The following is a 19,612-nucleotide window of genomic DNA, read 5'->3' on the forward strand; positions in this document are numbered from 1 at the left end:
AAATGCAGCAACTATATTATCCCTAAAAAATGTTGTATTGAAGAAAAACTCTTTTATATACCCTTTATAACCATCTATCAGATCAAACTGATAGATGGTTATTGTGTTAATGGAACAAAATAAAACAAAAACAATGGTAATAGCCAAAAACGCTATTTCAAATAAATAATTTTGCAACCAAAAGTTTTCAATTGGTATACCGATCAATAGATTACGAATAAGGCCGCCTCCGAATGCTGCCGTAAATCCTAAAAAGTAAATACCGAATATATCATAATCCTCTTCTTCTGCTACAAGCACACCACTTATTGCAAAAGCAATGGTACCAATGATGTTAAGAATGTCCTATGTCAAAAAGCTATCACTCCTTTCACTATTGGATTCATTTTTTTAATTGTAAAAGAGTCGTTCAAATAGTAAATTTTGAACGACTCCACTGTTTTATTCCTGCATACTACAAACAATTTGTCCGACGGCTTTTGCTGCAACTAATAGTGAATCTTCATCGATATCAAATTTTGGATTATGATTGAAATATGGTTTTTCAACGCCTTTTGGTGTACATCCGATATAAAAGAAACAGGCAGGGAACTTTTCTGCATAGTAAGCAAAATCTTCCGATGGTGCCATTGGTGGGACTTCTATAACTTCTGTAATTTCTTTCACATTCGCATTTAGTAGTGCATCTGCCACTTTTTCTGTAAGTTCAGGATTATTGTACAATGGCGGATAGTCTGGTGTATATGTAAGCTCACAACTTACATCGAACTCTTCTTCAAGCCCTTTGACAAGACGTTTTACTTCTCGTTCAATTGTTTCTTTTGTTTGAACAGTCATGTACCGAATATCACCTTCAAGTACAACGCTATCTTTTATCACATTAAAAGTACCAGCTCCATCAAACGAACCAATTGTAATTACTCCAATGTCAAAAGGACTTAATCGGCGACTAATAATCGTTTGAACTGCGGTTACAAAATGAGCACCCGCAACAATTGCATCATTTGCTAAGTGTGGCGATGAACCATGCCCACCTCTACCTTGTATTTTCAATTTCATATATGCTCGACCATTGAACGCGTAGCCTTTATTGTAACCAACCATACCAACAGGAGCAATTGGCAGTAAGTGAATCCCATACACTTCATCTAAATCATCCAACAAACCAGAATCTACAATACTTTTTGCTCCACCTGGTGGAACCTCTTCAGCATGCTGATGAATTATTTTAATAGTTCCAGATAGTTCTGATTTCAGCTGAATTAAACAATCTGCAAGAACCAACAAGTACGCTGTATGACCATCATGTCCGCATGCATGCATGACACCCTCATTTCTCGATTTGAATGGTACTGACGTTTCTTCTAAAATTGGAAGGGCGTCAAAATCTGCCCGCAATCCAATTGTTTTTCCTGGTTTTCCCCCTATTATTGTTACAATAATTCCGTATCCATTTCCTACGTTTGTTTGTACATCGACGTTTTTTCCTTTATAAAATTCAGCAATATATTGAGCCGTTTTTTCTTCCTTAAATGATAATTCAGGATGTTCATGTAAATAACGGCGAATTTGAATCATTTCATCTTTACGTTCATCCAACATTTTCATTAGTTTATCTTTCATATCTAAAACTCTCCTTATTTAACTTCACTTTTACCAGCATTATTCGGAACCATGAAGTTAATTGAATTTGAAGATGGAAGTACTTTTGTCGTTCATCCAAAAAATCACCACCTAACTTTCCTTTTGTTATCTAATTACTACACAAGAAATTGGCATTATTACTAATTCATTTCATGCGTCTTGGTTTCTATGATTTCTATATTTGATATCTCCCTTATTATATCTCCTATAATTGAATATTTTGCAATCCAGGTTATGTATCGATATAAATTTGGGAAACCAAATTGGTTATAACCAACATTAATCAGGGAGTTTTTGATGTATGGACACTTGTTGCATTTATATATTTTTGAAAAAGATTATAGTTTTTTCTAATGAAAAGAAAGGACCTTCATCCAATACTCCCCTTTTGAGCATTTCACCAAACCATTCATACTTTCCTATTTATCAACTAACTTTGGTTCAATAGAATAGATTTTAAAATAATATAATTCTCATTAAAAAATCGCTGATGCTTCTCGATTCCGCGTCGTTTACACCAACCTAATGAATTAAATGCATCTGTAAAGCGATAGAATGGTAATACGACTTCTAAATCTATTAATGGACGAATAGATTGATAACCTTTTTTGTAAGCTTCTAATGTCCCTGGATTTTTCACAAAAATATCACGGTTTATTTTTGTGAAATCCATTTCCGTTGAACCAAAACGAGCACTTTCAAAATCAATAATTCCTGATACTTCATTTTCATGGACAATAATATTAGCCGGTCGAAAATCCATATGTATAAAGCTCGGTCCGTCTGGTTTAGGAAGACATTTACGTTGTTCTTCGAATAGTTCTATTGATTGTAATAACAAATTCTCTGGTATCACTTCTTTTACATCTTCTGCAAAACCATAAAAATGTGTTTCACTAAAAGCTGACCATTGTTCATAGACATTTGAAATCCCTTTATATGAATTGTTTTCTTGCGGAAGCACACTGTGCAACTTTGCATGGTGAATTCCAATATCATAGGCTAATATTTCATCAACATTTCCAGAAACAGGCTGCCCTTTGATCTCTGAAAGGACAAGAGCACCCTGTATTTCATCGTTCCCTTCCCAATATCCTAATAACTCAGGTACTGGTAACGCATCACTTAATATTTCTATTGCTTCATACTTCACGTACTAATTTCACTTTAGAATAAGGTATTTTTAGATATACTATTTGCTGATTAATTTGCTGTATTCTATATACAGTCGAACTAAATGAATCAGGAACGTCTTCTACGGAGAGAACGTTTAATTTTAATTTTTCTATGATTTGATTTAATTGTTCCATTTAATTACCCCCATATCTTTTTAGAATATGTACTTTTAAAAGTATCTACTATTCCTTATTTGAATAGCACACTGTTTGTACTAACATAAGGAATTCCTGCTTCTATATAACTTCTTACTAATTTCCAATCATTCACACTATTTTTTCGAAACGTTTGAAAGAATAAATTTGCTGTATCAAGACTCTTACTCTGAATAACCATAGTAGCTGATAAAACAACAATAATTTCAGATTCTCTTAAAGGAAGAATGGAAATTACATTTATATTCCATTGCGCATTATTTTCCTTAGCAAAACTAAAACCATGTTCCCACCCTTTTACTGATTCTTCATAACCAAAGTCAACTATATCTCCACCTGTTATTTCTCTAGCTTCGTAATTTATTGATATTAATTCTTTCAATTCCGATAAAGATGAAGCTTTCCAAACATCTAAATAATTATTTAAAAATAGTGAAAATGTTTTATCCATTAAAGAACCTCCTGAAAATAATTTACCTTGTTTATATAAGTGACTTTGTTTTTAGAAATAGATAGTGGGATTTATGAGGAACTTATTCCAAAGAAAACGGGGCCGTTAGTTGAAGCACATTGTTCGACCTGTGAATTATTCTGAATTTGGCTAAAAGCATAAGCGAGAGTGAATTTTTCATTAGCATTTCAATTGCTTTGTATCATATTTTATTCGACACCTAACAATTTACACCTTCTTATTTCCCTAACCACATTGTGCTATTTCAGAAAGGAATTATTTATTACTAAACTACCCAATCTTTCAAATTGCATTTCAAAAACAAAAAGCACTGCTAAATGCAATGCTTTTTGTATTTTTATATTGTTGTGATCTTTATAGTTCACTTATACTATTAGTCTTCCATGGTAGATAAATCGCCTGTTGGCAGCTTTAACTCCCAAGCTTTTAATACACGGCGCATGATTTTACCACTTCTTGTTTTTGGAAGCTTATCTTTGAATTCGATTTCTCTAGGTGCCGCATGTGCTGCAAGGCCTTTTTTCACAAATTGTTGAATATCTGTTATAAGTTCGTCAGATGGTTCATATCCTTCGTTTAACGCAACAAAGGCTTTAATGATTTCACCACGAACAGGATCTGGTTTTCCTATAACTCCAGCTTCTAAAATAGCTGGATGCTCTAGTAATTTGCTTTCCACTTCAAATGGTCCGACGCGTTCGCCAGATGTCATGATTACATCATCCACTCGACCTTGGAACCAATAATATCCTTCCTCATCCATGTATGCTGAATCTCCTGAGAAGTACCATTCATCGTTTATAAAATAGGAATCGAACTTCTCTTTGTTGTTCCATACTTGACGCATCATAGATGGCCAGCCCTTTTTGAGTGCTAGATTTCCCATTGTATAAGGCGGTACTACATTACCTTGGTTATCTATAATAGCTGCTTCAATTCCAGGTAGTGGTTTACCCATTGACCCTGGTTTAATTGGTAAGCAGCCATAGTTACAGATCATCTGAGCACCAGTTTCCGTCATCCACCAAGTATCATGGATACGTTTATTGAACACCTGCATCCCCCATTTGATAACCTCTGGGTTTAAGGGTTCTCCAACTGATAGCACATGACGAAGTGACGATAGATCATGCTGTTGCACAATGGCATCTCCTGCTCCCATCAGCATACGGAATGCAGTTGGAGCACTATACCAAACAGTAACACCGTATTCATCTATGGCATTATACCAAGCATCTGGTGAGAATCTGCCCCCAAGAATAAGTGATGTAGTTCCTGTTAGCCAAGGACCAAATATTCCATAAGATGTTCCAGTCACCCAGCCTGGATCTGCTGTACACCAATAGATATCGTCTTCTCTAATATCCATTACCCATTTCATCGATTGGTAATGCTGTACCATTGCATAGTGAGCGTGCAAAATTCCTTTCGGTTTCCCTGTAGAACCAGAAGTATAATGTAAAATTAGTCCATCCTCTTTATCAACCCACCTGATTTCGAAAGATTCTGAGGCATTATGTAATGCTGTTTTGAAATCAATAAACTTATCGGATTCCTCTACATTTTCACCTACTATAAACACAGTCTCTAAATTAGGTAATTTATCCAATGGAATTCTATTTAATAATTCTGGCGTTGTGACAATTGCTTTTGCTTCACTATCCAGTAAACGATCGTAAACAGCACCTTCCATGAACGCTTCAAAAAGTGGACCAACTATTAAGCCCAATTTTGTAGCGCCAAGAAGCGCAAAATACAGCTCGGGTGATCTTGGCATGAATATAAACAGCCGATCCCCTTTTGACAAATTCGAATGGTTTACATATACGTTAGCGGCTTTATCCGTCCATTTTTTCATATCGCCGAATGTATAAGACTCTTTACGTTCTGCATCTTGATAATGAAGTGCGACTTTATCCTTCTTATCAGTCTCTGCATGACGATCAATTGCTTCATACGCCATATTCACTTTTCCAGTTTTATACCATGAGAACTCTTTCTCTGCATCTTCCCATTTAAAGTTTTTTGCAGTTTCCTCATAATTACTTAACTGGAAATCCCCTTGAACAACTTGTAATGTTTCAATTTTCATCCTATTCACCCTTTCTATAACTATACTATTTCATTCTACAATACTTTTTTGTACTTTTGCTAATCTTTTTACTTTTTAGAATGTTTAACTAAAATGATAGAGGTAATCGCTTTCTCTATTTAAAATCATGTATAATAAATACAATTACAATTATGTTATAAGGTGGTGCATCCGTGATTCATTCTAAAACGTATAATGCAGTGCAGAAAGAAACGATACATGGCACTGTCGTTATTGAAGGTCCTATTCCTTCCGAGGAAATTGCCAGGTTACAATTCCATGAGGATTTAGTAGCTTTTCGTGCACCCTCTCAGCAGCATCAAGCAATTATTGAAATTGCCAAGTTGCCTGAGGGAAGAATAATTATTGTGCGAGATCAAGAGACTATTGTAGGGTATTGTACATACTTGCATCCAGATCCTTTAGAAAGATGGTCGCAAGGGAATATGGAAAATTTGATAGAGTTAGGGGCTATCGAGGTAATACCAAAATTCCGTGGCACTGGAGTTGGAAAAACACTCCTCCGTGTATCGATGATGGATGATGCAATGGAAGATTATATTACGATTACGACAGAGTATTACTGGCACTGGGATTTAAAAGGCACTGGTTTAAATGTTTGGGAATACAGAAAAGTCATGGAGAAAATGATGCAAGCAGGTGGACTTGAGTATTTTGCAACAGACGATCCTGAGATTAGCTCCCATCCTGCCAATTGTTTAATGGCTAAAATTGGTAGCAGAGTTGATACTGAATCCATCCAGCAATTTGACCAATTACGTTTTATGAATCGTTTTATGTATTAATCAATGACTAACTTTCTTACAAAAGGAGTTCATGCACATGCTAGTTGAACAAATCATGAATATTTCCGTACCGAGTTTAACACCGGGACATACGATAAATGATGCATTACAATTACTCAAAGAGAAGAAAATACGTCATTTACCAATCATTAATGACAAACGACAAGTACTTGGCGTCGTGACCGATCGAGACTTAAAAGAAGCAACTCCTTCTACACTACAAAATGTATCGGACCCAGAAATATATAATCGTACATTAGAAGAAATTATGACCAAAAACCCGATAACGGGTCATCCTTTAGACTTCGTGGAGGAAACAGCTAGTATCTTTTATGATAATCGAATTGGTTGTTTACCAATCGTATCACATGGAAAACTTGTAGGAATGATCACCGAGTCCGATTTACTATACAAATTTATCGAACTAACAGGTGTTCATCAGCCAGGATCCCAAATTGAAATCCGAGTTCCTAACAAGCCTGGTGTTCTGTTCGGCGTTTCTAAAGTTTTTCACGATCAAAAAGTAAATGTGTTAAGTGTATTAGTTTATCCTGATAAAGATAAAAGTGATTATAAAATCTTAGTGCTCCGTGTAAAGACTATAAACCCACTTGTACTTATTGAAGCTATTCGAGCAGAGGGCTACGAGGTATTATGGCCAAATCATCCGGGACTAGGGCTATGAAAAATGCTGTATTTGTTTTTTCCGAGGACCAGTTAGGCTACAAGTTTTCGGATACTCATCCATTCAATCAAAAAAGACTCACATTAACCGTTGATCTACTAAAAGAAATAAATGCTTTATCTTTATCAGAAATAGTCCCTCCTAGAATGGCTACAGACGAGGAACTACTTCTCGTCCATGATGCAAACTATATTGAGATAGTAAAGGAAGCAAGCAAGGAAAACGCAGATAGTACTAAATATGAAAGCTATGGTATTGGCACTGAGGATACCCCTATCTTTCCGGATATGCATGAAGCAAGTGCAATTCTAGTCGGAGGCACTTTGACCGCAGTTGACTATGTGATGGAAGGGAAATCTTCCCATGCGGTGAATTTAGGTGGCGGTCTTCATCACGGTTTCAGAGGACGTGCATCTGGTTTTTGTGTATATAATGATAGTTCTGTTGCTATTAAGTATATGCAAGAAAAGTATAATGCACGTGTTCTTTACATAGATACAGATGCGCATCACGGAGACGGAGTTCAATGGAGTTTTTATGATGATCCAAATGTGTGTACCATTTCGATTCATGAAACAGGAAGATATCTATTCCCAGGGACTGGGAATATCACGGAAAGAGGCTCCGGAGAAGGTTATGGTACCTCCTTTAATTTCCCTATTGATGCTTTTACAGAGGATGAGTCCTTTTTAGATATTTATCGGACAAGTTTTCGAGAAATTGTGGAAGCATTTAAGCCAGATGTTATTCTTAGCCAAAATGGTGCTGATGCTCATTATTTTGATCCACTTACCCATCTATATGGGACGATGAAAATCTATCAAGAGATTCCGAAGCTCGCTCATGAGCTTGCCCATGAATTTTGCGATGGTAAATGGATTGCAGTTGGTGGTGGTGGCTACGATATATGGAGAGTAGTACCTCGTGCATGGTCCTACGTATGGATGGAGATGAATGACTTTCAACTTCCAGTAGGCGAGTTACCAAAGAACTGGTTAGATAAATGGTCTAAAGAGTCGCCTATCCCACTCATCCCTACTTGGTTAGATCCGGATCCTCTTTACGAAGCTATTCCACGTAAGATAGAAATTACGGAAAAGAATAAACAAATGCTTGATAAAGCACTTTATCAGTTGCGGAATCAGCAATCATTTAAGAAAAACCAGTAACCAAAGGGCACTGAATATGAGAAGCGCCAGTGCTATTTAGGGAAAAACCTGTTTCTATCGTTTTCGAAGGGCTTTGAACAGAAACTTTGCTATATTATTATCGAGTAATTTTTTTAGTGAGGCTGGTTGTGACAGTCGTCACAACCAGCCTCACTTTTTTCGATAATCTTATGGCGTTTGTCTGTCCGTCGCCCTCCTACAACTTCTAGAAACAGGTTAATGCGCTTTTTGATAACTAGAGAAAAAATACTTCCCTATTTTTATAGGAAACTCACGAAGATGCAATTTCGTTCGCTATTTCACTTCTATATTTAGTAAACACTTACTATTTCTCTTTATTTCCACTGACAAAAAAATCTACATCCTACATCCTTCATTACAGAATAGTATCCCTTATTCAACAGACGGTTTTTTCACTATTTTAACTTTGACTACTATTTTCATCTAAGCGCTAGGCTATGCTATATCTTCTTGTTGGGTATTACTCACTTAATTGATTGGAGTGAAAGGTGGCGACTCCGGCGGGATGAGTGAGACAGATGAGATATCACAGCGACGCGTAGCGACGGTGATAGCTCATCGCTCCCCCCGCGGAACGCGTCCACCTGAAACGGAAATCAGCGGTAGTTTTCATACTATAAAGTTTCTTGAACCCAATGTTCACGGGACATTTTATATACTTTTTTTAAAATATAGGGTCGTGACTGCTGTCACGACCCTACCTTAAGTATTTAAATACTGCGCTCACTTACTTCACTGATTTTCTTTCCTCAATCCAATGCGGAAGAATAACCGTATCTTCTTCGATATTCTCTTTGTTCATATGCTTCGTCAACAGCCTCATAGAAACTGCACCAATATCATACAAAGGTAATACGACACTCGTTAGTTGAGGTCTAACCATTCTTGTTAATTTTGAGTTTTCAAAGCTTATTACTTCGATATCCTCTGGTACACTTAAACCGTTATCTTGTGCTCCATGGATCAAGCCAATAGCAATTTCATCATTACCGGCAAAAAAAGCTGTTGGAGGATCCTTTAGTTCTCGTAACTGCTCCCATGCAACAAGACCATCGTCGTATGTATTATTGACTCCAACAATTAGATCTGTGTCAATTTCGACACCTGCCTCATTTAACGCTTTTTCATAACCTGATAAGTTGTATAATCTAGTAATTGTGCTATCAATAGATCCAGATACAAATGCAATCCGAGTATGACCATTTTTGATAAGACGATTAACTGCATCCACTGCTGCTTCATGATATTCAATATTTACGGAAGGAAACGAGTTAGATGTTTCCACTGTTCCTGCTAAAACAATCGGAACGCTTGCTCTTTTCATTTCATGCAACATTTCAGGCGATATTTCATCGCTCATCATAACTACCCCATCTACTTGCTTACTTAATAAAGTGGACAGTAATTGTACTTCTTTATCTTCTTGCTGATCGGAGTTTGTTAAAATGATGTTGTAACGATACATTGTTGCAATATCTTCTATACCACGAACAAGCTCTGCATAAAATACATTCGAAATATCTGGAATGATAACGCCGACCGTTTTTGTCTTTTTACTTGCTAATCCTCGTGCAACAGCATTCGGTCGATAATCCAGTCGTTCAATTACCGCCAAAACTTTTTGACGTGTAGCTGGCTTCACATTCTGGTTTCCATTTACAACACGTGAAACAGTTGCCATTGATACGTTTGCCTCTCTTGCAACATCGTAAATTGTAATAGTCAACATATATCCCTCCTTCATCTTTTTACATACAAAAAATACATATATATAAATAATACTTGATAACTGTCCTAAGTTTCAATCAAATAGTAAAACCGACTCTAAAATAAGAGTCGGTTTTGTGAATTTTTTCACTAACTAGGCATGAATCTCATGATTTTTCAAGAATTTTTGAACGGAATCATAAAACTCATCAAATTGTTGTAAGTTCATTTGTTGTGCAGCATCCGATAACGCTACCGCTGGATCTGGATGTACCTCCGCCATTACTCCGTCTGCTCCAATTGCAATTGCAGCTTTTGCAGCAGGTAGAAGAATATCACGACGACCAGTTGAATGCGTTACATCCACAAATACCGGTAAATGTGTTTCTTGTTTTAAAATTGGCACAGCCGAAATGTCTAATGTGTTTCGAGTTGCACGCTCATAAGTACGAATACCGCGTTCACATAGGATAATTTGGTCATTACCTTGAGACATAATATATTCAGCCGCATGAATGAATTCATCTAATGTAGCAGCCATTCCTCTTTTTAAAAGGACTGGTTTATTGATAGATCCTACAGCTTTTAATAATTCAAAGTTTTGCATATTACGAGCACCAATTTGTACTACATCAATATAATCAAGTGCTTCATCCAAATGACTTGGCGTAACAATCTCAGAGACTGTAGACAATCCAAATTCTTTAGAAATTTTCTTTAATATTTTTAAACCTTCTAACCCTAGTCCTTGGAAATCATAAGGAGAAGTACGTGGTTTATATGCTCCACCACGGATTAGCTTTAACCCTTTAGACTGGATAGCTGCTGCTACTTCTGCTACTTGAGTATAGGATTCAACTGAACAAGGACCAAATACAAATGATGGTGTTCCTGTTCCAATTTGTTCCCCGTTAATATTGACAATTGTGTCTTCTGGTTTTCTTTTACGAGAAACAAGAAGTGCTTTCTTTTGATCGTCCACCTGTAATTCCAAAGCAGTTTTAAAAATTTCTTTAAAAATATGCTCAACCGTTGATTGTGGAAGTGGTCCAGCGTTATTTTCTTTCAAGTGGTCTAACATATGTCTTTCGCGAAGAGGATCATATCTATTAACACCTTGCTTTTCTTTTACTTTACCAATCTCTTGAATAACACCAGTTCTTTCGTTGATTAACTGTAAAATCTCTACGTTAATCTCATCAACACGCGCGCGTAAAGCGTCTAAATCTACATGACTCATAGATAATTCTCCTCTCTTCTCTCCATCGGTACTTTATAACGACAGAAAATTATGATACATTTTTAGATATAAGACATATTATAATCAATGCATGAGAAAATGTCACGCATTTTATTTTAGCGATTCAACTCGCTAAAGTATTTGTCTAAAAAAGGACGTGGGAAATTGACATCTAAATTATTTGCATTAGATATTGGTACAAGATCTGTAGTTGGTATCATTTTAGAAGAACATGGCGATTCTTTTCATGTAGTTGATATATTAGTAGAAGAACATAAAGAACGAGCTATGGTCGACGGACAAATACATAATGTACTAAAAGTGGCAGAGATAATTCAGTCCGTTAAAGAAAAACTAGAGGTAAAGTATGGGACTCTTGAAAAAGTAAGCGTGGCCGCCGCTGGAAGAGCTTTAAAAACAGAGCAGGCCGAAGTAAAAATGGACATTAAGAATAGGCCTATTTTTACAGAAGATGATATGAATAGACTTGAGTTATCAGCAGTTCAAAAAGCACAAAGTAATCTAATTCAAAATGATACAGACAAACATACCAATCATTATTATTGTGTTGGATATAGTGTTGTCTATTATCGATTAGATGGGGAAGAAATTGGAAGTTTAGTTGATCAGCAAGGAAACGAAGCGTCTATAGAGGTGATCGCTACTTTTCTACCACGCGTCGTAGTAGAATCTCTTCTTTCTGCTCTTAAGCGGGCTAACCTGGAAATGGAAGCATTGACGCTAGAACCAATAGCTGCGATTAATGTGTTGATCCCCCCTTCGATGCGAAGATTAAATGTAGCATTAGTGGATATTGGGGCTGGAACTTCCGATATTGCCATCACAGATTTAGGAACCGTGGTCGCCTACGGTATGGTCGCAACAGCTGGTGATGAAATTACAGAGGCTTTGAGTGATCATTACTTATTGGACTTCCCATTAGCTGAAGAAGCAAAAAGAATGATTAATACCGAGGATTCTATCCAGATAGAAGACATTTTAGGCTTCCAGCAAGATATCCCAAAAGAAGAAGTTATCAAATCGCTTAAGCCTGCAATAGAGGTTTTAGCTAATTCCATCTCAAGCGAGATTCTTCGACTGAATAATAACAAACCTACGAAGGCGGTTATGCTAGTTGGCGGTGGAAGTTTGACACCAAACCTGCCTAGTATTTTAGCTGAAAAACTAAATTTACCTGCCAACCGCGTAGCCGTTCGCGGTATAGATGCAATTCAGCATTTAACAAAAGCAGAGCATATCCCAATTACTCCTGAATTGGTAACCCCTATCGGTATTGCTATTGCCGCAAAACGTGCACCAATTCAATACATGTCTGTGCAAGTAAACAATCAAATTGTTCGTTTGTTTGAGCTAAAGGAAATGACTATTGCAGATGCCTTTTTAGCTGCTAACATTTCTGCTCGTAAACTCTATGGGAAACCCGGAGCTGCTTTGACTGTACAAGTAAATGGGCAAATCATCCATATCCCAGGAGAGCATGGAAAGCCAGCTGTTATCCAGCTGAATGGTATAGAGGCCAATACAAAAACATCTATTCAAAACAAGGATAAAATTGAACTTTTAGAGGGTATTGACGGTAAAGAAGGATTTGCCACAGCACGAGATCTTCTGGATGATGCAACTATTAAATCTATTACATTCCAAAGGGTTATGTATATAGTAGAACCGATAGTTAAAATAAATGGCCAAAAGGTATCTTTAGATACTGTGTTACAAGAGAATGACAACATTACCGTAGAGACACCACAAACAGTTGAACAAGTTTTGTATGCTATTCATAAAGAAAATTACTTGACGCAGCTTCAACCTTATACAGTGACGATAAATAATAAAAACCATTTTATCCCGACATATTCATCTAGGTTATTACTAAATGAGAGTCCAGTAAAACAGTCCTATTCTGTTCAAGAGAATGATATTATACAACTGGAAACTGTTAGTTCACCAACATTGGAACAAATTGCAATTCAACTAGAAAAGAAATTAGTAGATAAAATAATAGTTAAGTTCCAAAATAAATCAGTGGAGCTTTCGAAAGAATGTGCAATAGTTAATAAAGGCAGCGTCCAGTTGTCTCCCACTGATATTATTCCTAATGAATCGAACATTCAGTGGCAAGATGTTAATAATTCTCCTTGGATCTTTCAAGATGTTTTTCGTTTTACGGAATGGAATATGCCTGAACATGCTGGTTCCTTCGAAATTTTAAAAAACGGAGAACCTTCACGTTTCGATGAAGAAATATTCGGTGGAGATCAATTGGAAATTGTATTTGGATGAATTAATATGAACGGTAATAAGGTGCCAGATTGAAATTAATGACACAAAAAGAGCCCAAATTCATATATGAATCGGGCTCTTTTATCGATTATTAGCTACATTTGTTTTACATAGAAAATATTAAAACCTGTTCGAATCATCAATTTCTGAGTCAAATGTAATTTCCTAACAAATCTTCTTTTGCTAACATTCTTTAAAAAATTCTTTCTGCAAATTCATTAAAATTACCTTTTTCAAGGATATACTCTTCGTTGGAATTTTTTAAAACGATATCAAAATTTCCATGATAAGGATGCATGAATAATTCATATTGAATTCTCCGCATTTCATGAGATTTTCTTAAATAATTTATATCTATTCCTCTTTCAGAAATATCCCTTATACTTCTTCTCATCAACTCGGTTTCTCCATCCGTATACAAGTAAACTTTAAGATCATACAAATCGGGATCTGTAAATGCAACGCTCATGCCTTCTACGATATTTATTTTGTTTTGCGAAGAAATTAGTGTGCTCTTTGTATAATCCGTTCCTATTGTATAAAAGTCTAAACCATCTCTCATCATATGAATGTCTCTCTCTAAAGCAAATATATTATGAGCAGCTGGATGACAGGCTGTCATTTTTTCATGATGATGTTGTTTTTTATATTCATAATCGATCAGAGTGTACTTCCTAAGTTGAGAGCCAATAATATATGGGTCTGTATTGATATAATTTACAAAGTCACATCCCAGAATCTTCAAAAGATTATTGGCAAACTTTGTCTTTCCAGATGCACCATGACCCGAAATTCCTATGGTGATTCTTTTATCCTTCGCGGTAGTCAAATTGGCTATTTCATGTATTATGTTGTCCATATTTCCCTCTTTTGCTCTATTATATTGATGTTTATGTCTTACCATAAAATCCATTTCTACTAATTATTAAATAGAATTCTTTTCCTATGTACCAAAGTTTCCAAACAAAATCATACCAACAGCGAAAATAGTTATGAGTAACAAAGCTAGCATACCAAGAGAAGAAATAAGTAAAGTAATTGTTTGTAAACGACCTTTTAAACTAAAAAGAGCAGTGAAAAATGAACCCAATAGCAATAGCAGTAATAATATTAAGTCCAAGGAATCAGGTAAAGGATTCAATACTTGCGGGATAATAAAAGCTAAAACGATAAATATTATGATCAGTACCAATGAAATCCAACCCAAATATCTCCTCATCAAATCATCCTCATTTTCATTTAAACTTGCTCTTTATATTAATCAAATATCGTTTCTTTTAGTGGATTCCTCAAAAACTCGAAGAGCATTTTAATCTGTGACTCTGTATTCCTATTAGAAGAAAGCTCCGGTAAATTATGTTCCGAAAAAAAGTTTATGTTACTCGTTTCAGTGCCTGTAGTAGGCTTCCCACCAATAATTTCACACAATATAAATATCTTATAATAATGATAAGCTTCTGGCGGATGTGGATGTTTGTTTTTATCCAATAATGCAATTAATCTGATTGGTACAACTTCAAAACCAGACTCCTCTTTTATTTCCTTAACAACATTTTCAGAAGGTGATAGCCCTATATCACAAAATCCACCTGGTAGAGCCCATTTATCATCTATATTTTCTTTAACCATTAAGATCTGATTATTTTTAAAAACCACACCACGAACATCAACTTTTGGAGTTTGGTAACCGGTTTCATTCGCAAATAAATCCCTAACTTTATCCATTTCTAGTGCTGTATGTTCTGCCATAATTTCTATACTGATATTACGTAATTCTTCATAACGTTCGATATCATAAATATCTTTAGAAAATGCCAGTCCAGACTGGGACAAAGCCTGAATTCTTTTTGCCCACTCTAACCATTGTTTAGTCATTAGACACCTACTTTGAGGGAGCTTTTAAATTCTTTTACACTTTTTACTATTAAATTTGGTTGTTCGCTGAATGTAGATGTTTGGTACTCCGGTAACCACTGTACACCAATTGTAAAGACATTAGCTCGCATTCCTGCAATTACGTCTGCATCACTATCACCAATATAAATTGTGTCCGAATTGATTACTTCTAAAATAGACAAAGCTTTTAGCAGCCCCTCTGAATCAGGCTTAGGATTTATAACATCATCACCAGTTATTATTACGTCAAACAATCCATCCATATCTAATGCTTTTAAAGAGATATCTAAGCTTCTTTTTGCCTTTCCAGTAAAAATTCCTATTTTTATATCTAACTCTTTCAAGGACTTCAACAATTCTAGTATTTCAAGATTACTTACTACTAAACTTTTATGATGTTCAGAATATTTTTCGTAATAATATTCGATAGCCTCCTCCTTATTAGGATTAGACAGGTTATTTCTAATAATACCTGTTTCAGAAGGACCAAACATATCCTTTATTTCTTCTGAACTAAGATCCTTATTATCGAATTTTTTAAACACATTTTGAAAAGCATAAAAGCAAATGGGCAAAGTATTAGCCAACGTCCCATCAAAATCAAATATTATCGCTCTCATTAGTTTCCCCCTATAATATGTAAGAGAACCCGTGATTTCCCTTAATTCTATAAACTAATATTACCATATTATTTATAAATTCTCTCTTATTAAAATAGTTCGTTACTTATTTCTATATGCAATTAATGATGTTTTTAAAGCAGCGTAATTGCCTATAGCAGCATAGCCATAAAACCAACCCATAAAAATGCCTGCGACTAGATTATGTCGATGGCTAATAAAGATAGAAATTAATAGACCTATTATTAATGCAATTGGAGGAATAAATCTGTTAGGTATTTTAAAATAGATTTTTATTAATTGAGTTAGAATCATTATTACTGGAATAGCTATCAGGGCATCCCAAAAGTTTGTATGTATTATTGGAAAATTCATATCGTCACCTCTAAAATAGCGTGCCCGAATAATAAAGATCTAATCATTGAACAAATAATTCTCAGTATAGCCTCCTTCACATATTCTAGAAAGAAATGTATTGCCTAATAAGATTTTTAATAAGTGGATTAAGTCCTTCTGGTAGCTCATTCAATTTATAGAATTTAGCTTCTATTGTCTCTTTACCATCAGCCTTAAGAATTCCTTGTGTAATCTCTTTTGTTACATAAGCGATTGTAACGGGATAGAACGTTTTTGTAACAGCAATTCCCCTCTCTCATTAATTACTGCAACTGCAACTCCAACTAAGATTAAAGGTTGATTGCCAACAACTCTACGTATATCCTCAATATAGCCCATAACTACCTCCTAATGTTTCTTTCCATACACATTTCTACATTTTGTAGAAATTACCTTCTTTTTATTTAACTAAATTAATTTCACAATAGAGTAGTGTTATCTGAACAATGGAATTTACTCTCTAGCACACTTGAAGATAGCGTAGCGATGCAGAAACAGGGCGATGCTGTCCGCAGGCACCTCTACAATCAACGATGCCCACTTTATATATGCAAACAACTGAATGTATAATCGCGTAAACGTTAACGTTGTTATTGATATAAGTAATTAGTAATTGACACAACCAATAAAAAAAAGCACTGCATAAAGCAATGCTCCTTTGTATTTAGTTATTTGAATTTTTTAAAGTTTACTTTTTTTCTTCTCCTACAACTGCTTCTTTAATAGCCTCTGCTATTGCTGTTGCGTTTTCTTCTTGTTCCGTTAATTCTTCTGTTGTATGAGAGATAGTTTCCATAAATTCCATTGGTTCTTCTCCCTCAGATGATGCTGTACCGTCATCAAGTGGCGAAGAGGCAGTTGGTTTAATGGCTTTTACTTTATCAACTAATTGTCCAGATTGCTCTTGGATTTGCTTAGAAAGTTGCGTTGTTTTTTCTTTTGCAGTAGATGAAAAGTCCATTGTTTTTTCTTTAAGCTGACCTGCCTGTGTAGAAAGATTTCCACGAAGCTCTGTACCAGTTTTTGGTGCTAATAATAATGCGGTTGTTGCCCCAATAATTCCACCGATTAAAACGCCGATGATAAAATCCTTACCATTTACTTCTTCGTCACGATAAATATCATCTCTTGAATCATTGTTGTAATATGGAACTGGTGGATAATTCGAATTTCCTTGCTGATTATAAGATGGTTGGTTTGCATAATATTCATGATTGTATGTTGCTTCGCTATAGTTAGGTTTAGTTTGTTTTTGATTTGTCATGTAAATCCCTCCGATTATAGTGGTTTATGGTTGTCGTTATCGTAAGTATAATACCCAGCACGTTCTAACGCTTTACGTTCTTTCCATTTGTCGCGAACACCGAGGAAAACGTTACTCCATTGCACAACCTGGGCAATTTTTTCTTCATTCTTCTCCACTTCAGTGGTTACAGAAGTTGTTAAGCGTTGGATAGAATGATTAAATCCATTTACTGAAGTCCCCACATTTTTAACTGCATCGACTACTGTATTTAACTTCTCAGATTTAGCTTGAATATCTTCTGCTAAATCGTTTGTTTTATGAAGTAGTTCAGCTGTTTCTTTTGTCATGTTTTGTAAATTTGTTTCTAACCCATCTAATGTGTCTGCTACATTATTAAGCGTCTTCTTAACTGAAAATAATGTCATTGCTAAACTAATACAAAGTATTAGAAATGCAACAGCGGCTATAATAGCGGCTATGTATAAAAGATTTTCCATTTTACATCCTCCTAAAGCGTATATGTCTTAATACAATTTTACCCTAATCAAATCAAATTAAACTTCCTACTTATACTATACTACGTTTCTTTTAAATATCCTTCAAAAAAAAGCTTAATCCAGATAGATTAAGCTTTTTTATTAGTTATTAAGTTTTGCTTCGAAAGCTTGCTGATACTTTTGAACGTCCCCTGCTCCCATAAATAAGAAAACAGAATGTTCTTTTGTCTGCAATTCCGCTACATTTTCTTCTGTTAAAATATGGCTACCTTCGATAATATCTCCAAGGTTTGCAATTGTTAAATTCCCTGCATTCTCTCTTGCAGATCCAAAAATATCACATAAATAGACTCTATCTGCCAAACTCAAAGCCTCACTGAATTCTTGTAAAAACTTTTGAGTTCTTGTAAAAGTATGTGGTTGGAAAATCGCAATAATTTGATGAGTCGGATACTTTTGTCTAGCTGATTGAATAGTTGCTTTTATTTCTGTCGGATGATGAGCATAATCATCAATGATAATATCATTACCTACTATAGTCTCCGTAAACCTTCTTTTAACTCCTTCAAATGTCTCTAATCCTTTTTGAATAGTATCTGCTGGGACACCTTCATAATGGCATAGAGAAATAACTGCAAGAGCATTTAGAATAGTATGGTCACCAAACAATGGAATAGAGAAGCGATCATAAAATTCGTTGCGTACAAATACATCAAAAGATGTACCTTTTGGAGTAATTTCAATATTGCGTGCAGCAAAATCATTATGTTCCCCAAAACCGTAGTATACGACAGGAACTTCCGATTTAATCTGTTGCAAGTATTTATCATCTCCACAAGCGAAGATGCCTTTTTTCACTTGCATTGCCATTGACTGAAATGCTTGGAATACATCATCAATATCTTGGAAATAATCTGGATGATCAAAATCAACATTTGTCATAATGGCATAATCCGGATTGTACGCTAGAAAATGACGGCGATATTCGCAAGCCTCAAACACAAAATTAGCAGCATTTTGCATACCTTTTCCGGTACCATCCCCTATTAAATAGGATGTGGGTTGGTATCCACTTAATACATGAGATAACAAACCAGTAGTCGATGTTTTTCCATGAGCACCTGTAACTGCTATAGAAGTAAACTGACTCATATAATTCCCTAAGAAGTCATGATACCTAATTACTTCTAAGCCAAGTTCTTTAGCTTTGACTAACTCAGGATGACTATCTGGAAACGCATTTCCTGCAATAATAGTCCAACCCTCTTTAATATTCGATTCACCAAATAGTAATATGTTTATATTTCGCTCATGTAATGGTTTTTCAGTAAAAAAATATTTTTCAATATCAGAGCCTTGTACTTCATAGCCAGTATCATGCAAAATTTGCGCTAATGGACTCATTCCAGACCCTTTAATGCCTGTAAAATGGTACTTTGTCATACGTATAAACCTCCTGGGATTCGCCCCACTTATATACATTAAATAT

The 19,612-nt window shown here is 35.4% G+C and carries 20 protein-coding genes and 1 pseudogene; 4 read left to right on the forward strand and 17 right to left on the reverse strand.

Features of this window, described 5'->3' with window-relative positions:
• Positions 1-123: 123 nt before the first annotated feature.
• From KD050_RS21225 to acsA, 6 genes and pseudogenes are all read right to left on the reverse strand, one after another.
• Positions 124-342, reverse strand: a pseudogene (locus KD050_RS21225) (trimeric intracellular cation channel family protein); the annotation flags it as partial.
• A 99-nt stretch (positions 343-441) separates the two neighbouring features.
• A complete protein-coding gene (locus KD050_RS03595; protein WP_211894893.1) occupies positions 442-1,623 on the reverse strand; it encodes an amidohydrolase in 1,182 nt (393 codons plus the stop codon).
• 451 nt (positions 1,624-2,074) lie between these two features.
• A complete protein-coding gene (locus tag KD050_RS03600; RefSeq protein ID WP_370627168.1) occupies positions 2,075-2,797 on the reverse strand; it encodes a phosphotransferase family protein in 723 nt (240 codons plus the stop codon).
• On the reverse strand, positions 2,787-2,954 hold the full coding sequence (locus tag KD050_RS21475; RefSeq protein WP_370627169.1) for a hypothetical protein: 168 nt from the start codon (positions 2,952-2,954) through the stop codon (positions 2,787-2,789). The genes KD050_RS03600 and KD050_RS21475 overlap by 11 nt, the downstream gene beginning before the upstream one ends.
• Before the next feature lie 55 nt (positions 2,955-3,009).
• On the reverse strand, positions 3,010-3,426 hold the full coding sequence (locus tag KD050_RS03605; protein WP_211894894.1) for a flavoprotein: 417 nt from the start codon (positions 3,424-3,426) through the stop codon (positions 3,010-3,012).
• A 394-nt stretch (positions 3,427-3,820) separates the two neighbouring features.
• A complete protein-coding gene (acsA, locus tag KD050_RS03610) occupies positions 3,821-5,539 on the reverse strand; it encodes an acetate--CoA ligase (protein WP_211894895.1) in 1,719 nt (572 codons plus the stop codon).
• A 173-nt stretch (positions 5,540-5,712) separates the two neighbouring features.
• Here acsA and KD050_RS03615 point away from each other — a divergent pair, with 173 nt between their 5' ends.
• Genes KD050_RS03615 through KD050_RS03625 form a run of 3 tightly spaced genes read left to right on the forward strand, consistent with a single transcriptional unit; the run spans position 5,713 to position 8,199 of the window.
• Positions 5,713-6,345: a GNAT family N-acetyltransferase gene (locus KD050_RS03615; RefSeq protein WP_211894896.1), complete on the forward strand. Its 633-nt coding sequence runs from the start codon at positions 5,713-5,715 to the stop codon at positions 6,343-6,345.
• 37 nt (positions 6,346-6,382) lie between these two features.
• Positions 6,383-7,030 carry an acetoin utilization AcuB family protein gene (locus KD050_RS03620; protein ID WP_211894897.1) on the forward strand — a complete coding sequence of 216 codons (648 nt, stop codon included), beginning with the start codon at positions 6,383-6,385 and terminating at the stop codon, positions 7,028-7,030.
• Positions 7,027-8,199, forward strand: coding sequence for an acetoin utilization protein AcuC (locus KD050_RS03625; RefSeq protein WP_211896197.1), 1,173 nt, complete (start codon positions 7,027-7,029; stop codon positions 8,197-8,199). The genes KD050_RS03620 and KD050_RS03625 overlap by 4 nt, the downstream gene beginning before the upstream one ends.
• 748 nt (positions 8,200-8,947) lie before the next feature.
• Here the strand turns inward: KD050_RS03625 and ccpA are convergent.
• Both ccpA and KD050_RS03635 read right to left on the reverse strand, forming a co-directional pair.
• A complete protein-coding gene (gene ccpA / locus KD050_RS03630; protein WP_211894898.1) occupies positions 8,948-9,946 on the reverse strand; it encodes a catabolite control protein A in 999 nt (332 codons plus the stop codon).
• A 135-nt stretch (positions 9,947-10,081) separates the two neighbouring features.
• A complete protein-coding gene (locus KD050_RS03635) occupies positions 10,082-11,167 on the reverse strand; it encodes a bifunctional 3-deoxy-7-phosphoheptulonate synthase/chorismate mutase (protein ID WP_093496219.1) in 1,086 nt (361 codons plus the stop codon).
• 165 nt (positions 11,168-11,332) lie between these two features.
• Between KD050_RS03635 and KD050_RS03640 the strand changes: the two genes are divergently transcribed.
• Entirely contained in the window at positions 11,333-13,468 is a 2,136-nt protein-coding gene (locus KD050_RS03640) for a cell division protein FtsA (protein ID WP_211894899.1), read from the forward strand.
• Positions 13,469-13,661: 193 nt separating this feature from the next.
• Here the strand turns inward: KD050_RS03640 and KD050_RS03645 are convergent, their stop codons facing one another.
• The 9 genes from KD050_RS03645 to murC all read right to left on the reverse strand — a co-directional run bounded on the left by KD050_RS03645 (position 13,662) and on the right by murC (position 19,566).
• Entirely contained in the window at positions 13,662-14,327 is a 666-nt protein-coding gene (locus tag KD050_RS03645) for a uridine kinase family protein (RefSeq protein WP_211894900.1), read from the reverse strand.
• An 84-nt stretch (positions 14,328-14,411) separates the two neighbouring features.
• Complete coding sequence (locus KD050_RS03650) at positions 14,412-14,687, reverse strand: histidine kinase (protein WP_211894901.1); 276 nt, start codon at positions 14,685-14,687, stop codon at positions 14,412-14,414.
• Between the two features lie 38 nt (positions 14,688-14,725).
• Positions 14,726-15,343 (reverse strand): NUDIX hydrolase, encoded by a 618-nt coding sequence (locus KD050_RS03655; RefSeq protein ID WP_211894902.1) that lies wholly within the window; start codon positions 15,341-15,343, stop codon positions 14,726-14,728.
• Entirely contained in the window at positions 15,343-15,984 is a 642-nt protein-coding gene (locus tag KD050_RS03660; protein WP_211894903.1) for an HAD family hydrolase, read from the reverse strand. The genes KD050_RS03655 and KD050_RS03660 overlap by 1 nt, the downstream gene beginning before the upstream one ends.
• 102 nt (positions 15,985-16,086) lie before the next feature.
• Positions 16,087-16,359 carry a hypothetical protein gene (locus KD050_RS03665; RefSeq protein WP_211894904.1) on the reverse strand — a complete coding sequence of 91 codons (273 nt, stop codon included), beginning with the start codon at positions 16,357-16,359 and terminating at the stop codon, positions 16,087-16,089.
• Positions 16,360-16,581: 222 nt separating this feature from the next.
• Positions 16,582-16,719, reverse strand: a complete 138-nt coding sequence (locus KD050_RS21480) for an NUDIX hydrolase (RefSeq protein WP_370627171.1) — start codon at positions 16,717-16,719, stop codon at positions 16,582-16,584.
• 349 nt (positions 16,720-17,068) lie between these two features.
• Positions 17,069-17,644: a YtxH domain-containing protein gene (locus KD050_RS03675; protein WP_211894905.1), complete on the reverse strand. Its 576-nt coding sequence runs from the start codon at positions 17,642-17,644 to the stop codon at positions 17,069-17,071.
• 14 nt (positions 17,645-17,658) lie between these two features.
• Complete coding sequence (locus KD050_RS03680; RefSeq protein ID WP_211894906.1) at positions 17,659-18,123, reverse strand: DUF948 domain-containing protein; 465 nt, start codon at positions 18,121-18,123, stop codon at positions 17,659-17,661.
• A gap of 141 nt (positions 18,124-18,264) precedes the next feature.
• Entirely contained in the window at positions 18,265-19,566 is a 1,302-nt protein-coding gene (gene murC / locus KD050_RS03685) for a UDP-N-acetylmuramate--L-alanine ligase (RefSeq protein ID WP_211894907.1), read from the reverse strand.
• Positions 19,567-19,612 lie beyond the last annotated feature (46 nt).

It is taken from the genome of Psychrobacillus sp. INOP01 (assembly GCF_018140925.1).
GTDB lineage: Bacteria > Bacillota > Bacilli > Bacillales_A > Planococcaceae > Psychrobacillus.

What these genes read in the sequence shown, in the direction of transcription:
- KD050_RS03595 (WP_211894893.1), bottom strand. Translation starts at nt 1,623, where the DNA reads ATGAAAGATAAACTAATGAAAATGTTGGATGAACGTAAAGATGAAATG.
- KD050_RS21475 (WP_370627169.1), bottom strand. Translation starts at nt 2,954, where the DNA reads ATGGAACAATTAAATCAAATCATAGAAAAATTAAAATTAAACGTTCTC.
- KD050_RS03605 (WP_211894894.1), bottom strand. Translation starts at nt 3,426, where the DNA reads ATGGATAAAACATTTTCACTATTTTTAAATAATTATTTAGATGTTTGG.
- acsA (WP_211894895.1), bottom strand. Translation starts at nt 5,539, where the DNA reads ATGAAAATTGAAACATTACAAGTTGTTCAAGGGGATTTCCAGTTAAGT.
- KD050_RS03620 (WP_211894897.1), top strand. Translation starts at nt 6,383, where the DNA reads ATGCTAGTTGAACAAATCATGAATATTTCCGTACCGAGTTTAACACCG.
- KD050_RS03625 (WP_211896197.1), top strand. Translation starts at nt 7,027, where the DNA reads ATGAAAAATGCTGTATTTGTTTTTTCCGAGGACCAGTTAGGCTACAAG.
- KD050_RS03635 (WP_093496219.1), bottom strand. Translation starts at nt 11,167, where the DNA reads ATGAGTCATGTAGATTTAGACGCTTTACGCGCGCGTGTTGATGAGATT.
- KD050_RS03645 (WP_211894900.1), bottom strand. Translation starts at nt 14,327, where the DNA reads ATGGACAACATAATACATGAAATAGCCAATTTGACTACCGCGAAGGAT.
- KD050_RS03650 (WP_211894901.1), bottom strand. Translation starts at nt 14,687, where the DNA reads ATGAGGAGATATTTGGGTTGGATTTCATTGGTACTGATCATAATATTT.
- KD050_RS03655 (WP_211894902.1), bottom strand. Translation starts at nt 15,343, where the DNA reads ATGACTAAACAATGGTTAGAGTGGGCAAAAAGAATTCAGGCTTTGTCC.
- KD050_RS03660 (WP_211894903.1), bottom strand. Translation starts at nt 15,984, where the DNA reads ATGAGAGCGATAATATTTGATTTTGATGGGACGTTGGCTAATACTTTG.
- KD050_RS03665 (WP_211894904.1), bottom strand. Translation starts at nt 16,359, where the DNA reads ATGAATTTTCCAATAATACATACAAACTTTTGGGATGCCCTGATAGCT.
- KD050_RS21480 (WP_370627171.1), bottom strand. Translation starts at nt 16,719, where the DNA reads ATGGGCTATATTGAGGATATACGTAGAGTTGTTGGCAATCAACCTTTA.
- KD050_RS03675 (WP_211894905.1), bottom strand. Translation starts at nt 17,644, where the DNA reads ATGACAAATCAAAAACAAACTAAACCTAACTATAGCGAAGCAACATAC.
- KD050_RS03680 (WP_211894906.1), bottom strand. Translation starts at nt 18,123, where the DNA reads ATGGAAAATCTTTTATACATAGCCGCTATTATAGCCGCTGTTGCATTT.
- murC (WP_211894907.1), bottom strand. Translation starts at nt 19,566, where the DNA reads ATGACAAAGTACCATTTTACAGGCATTAAAGGGTCTGGAATGAGTCCA.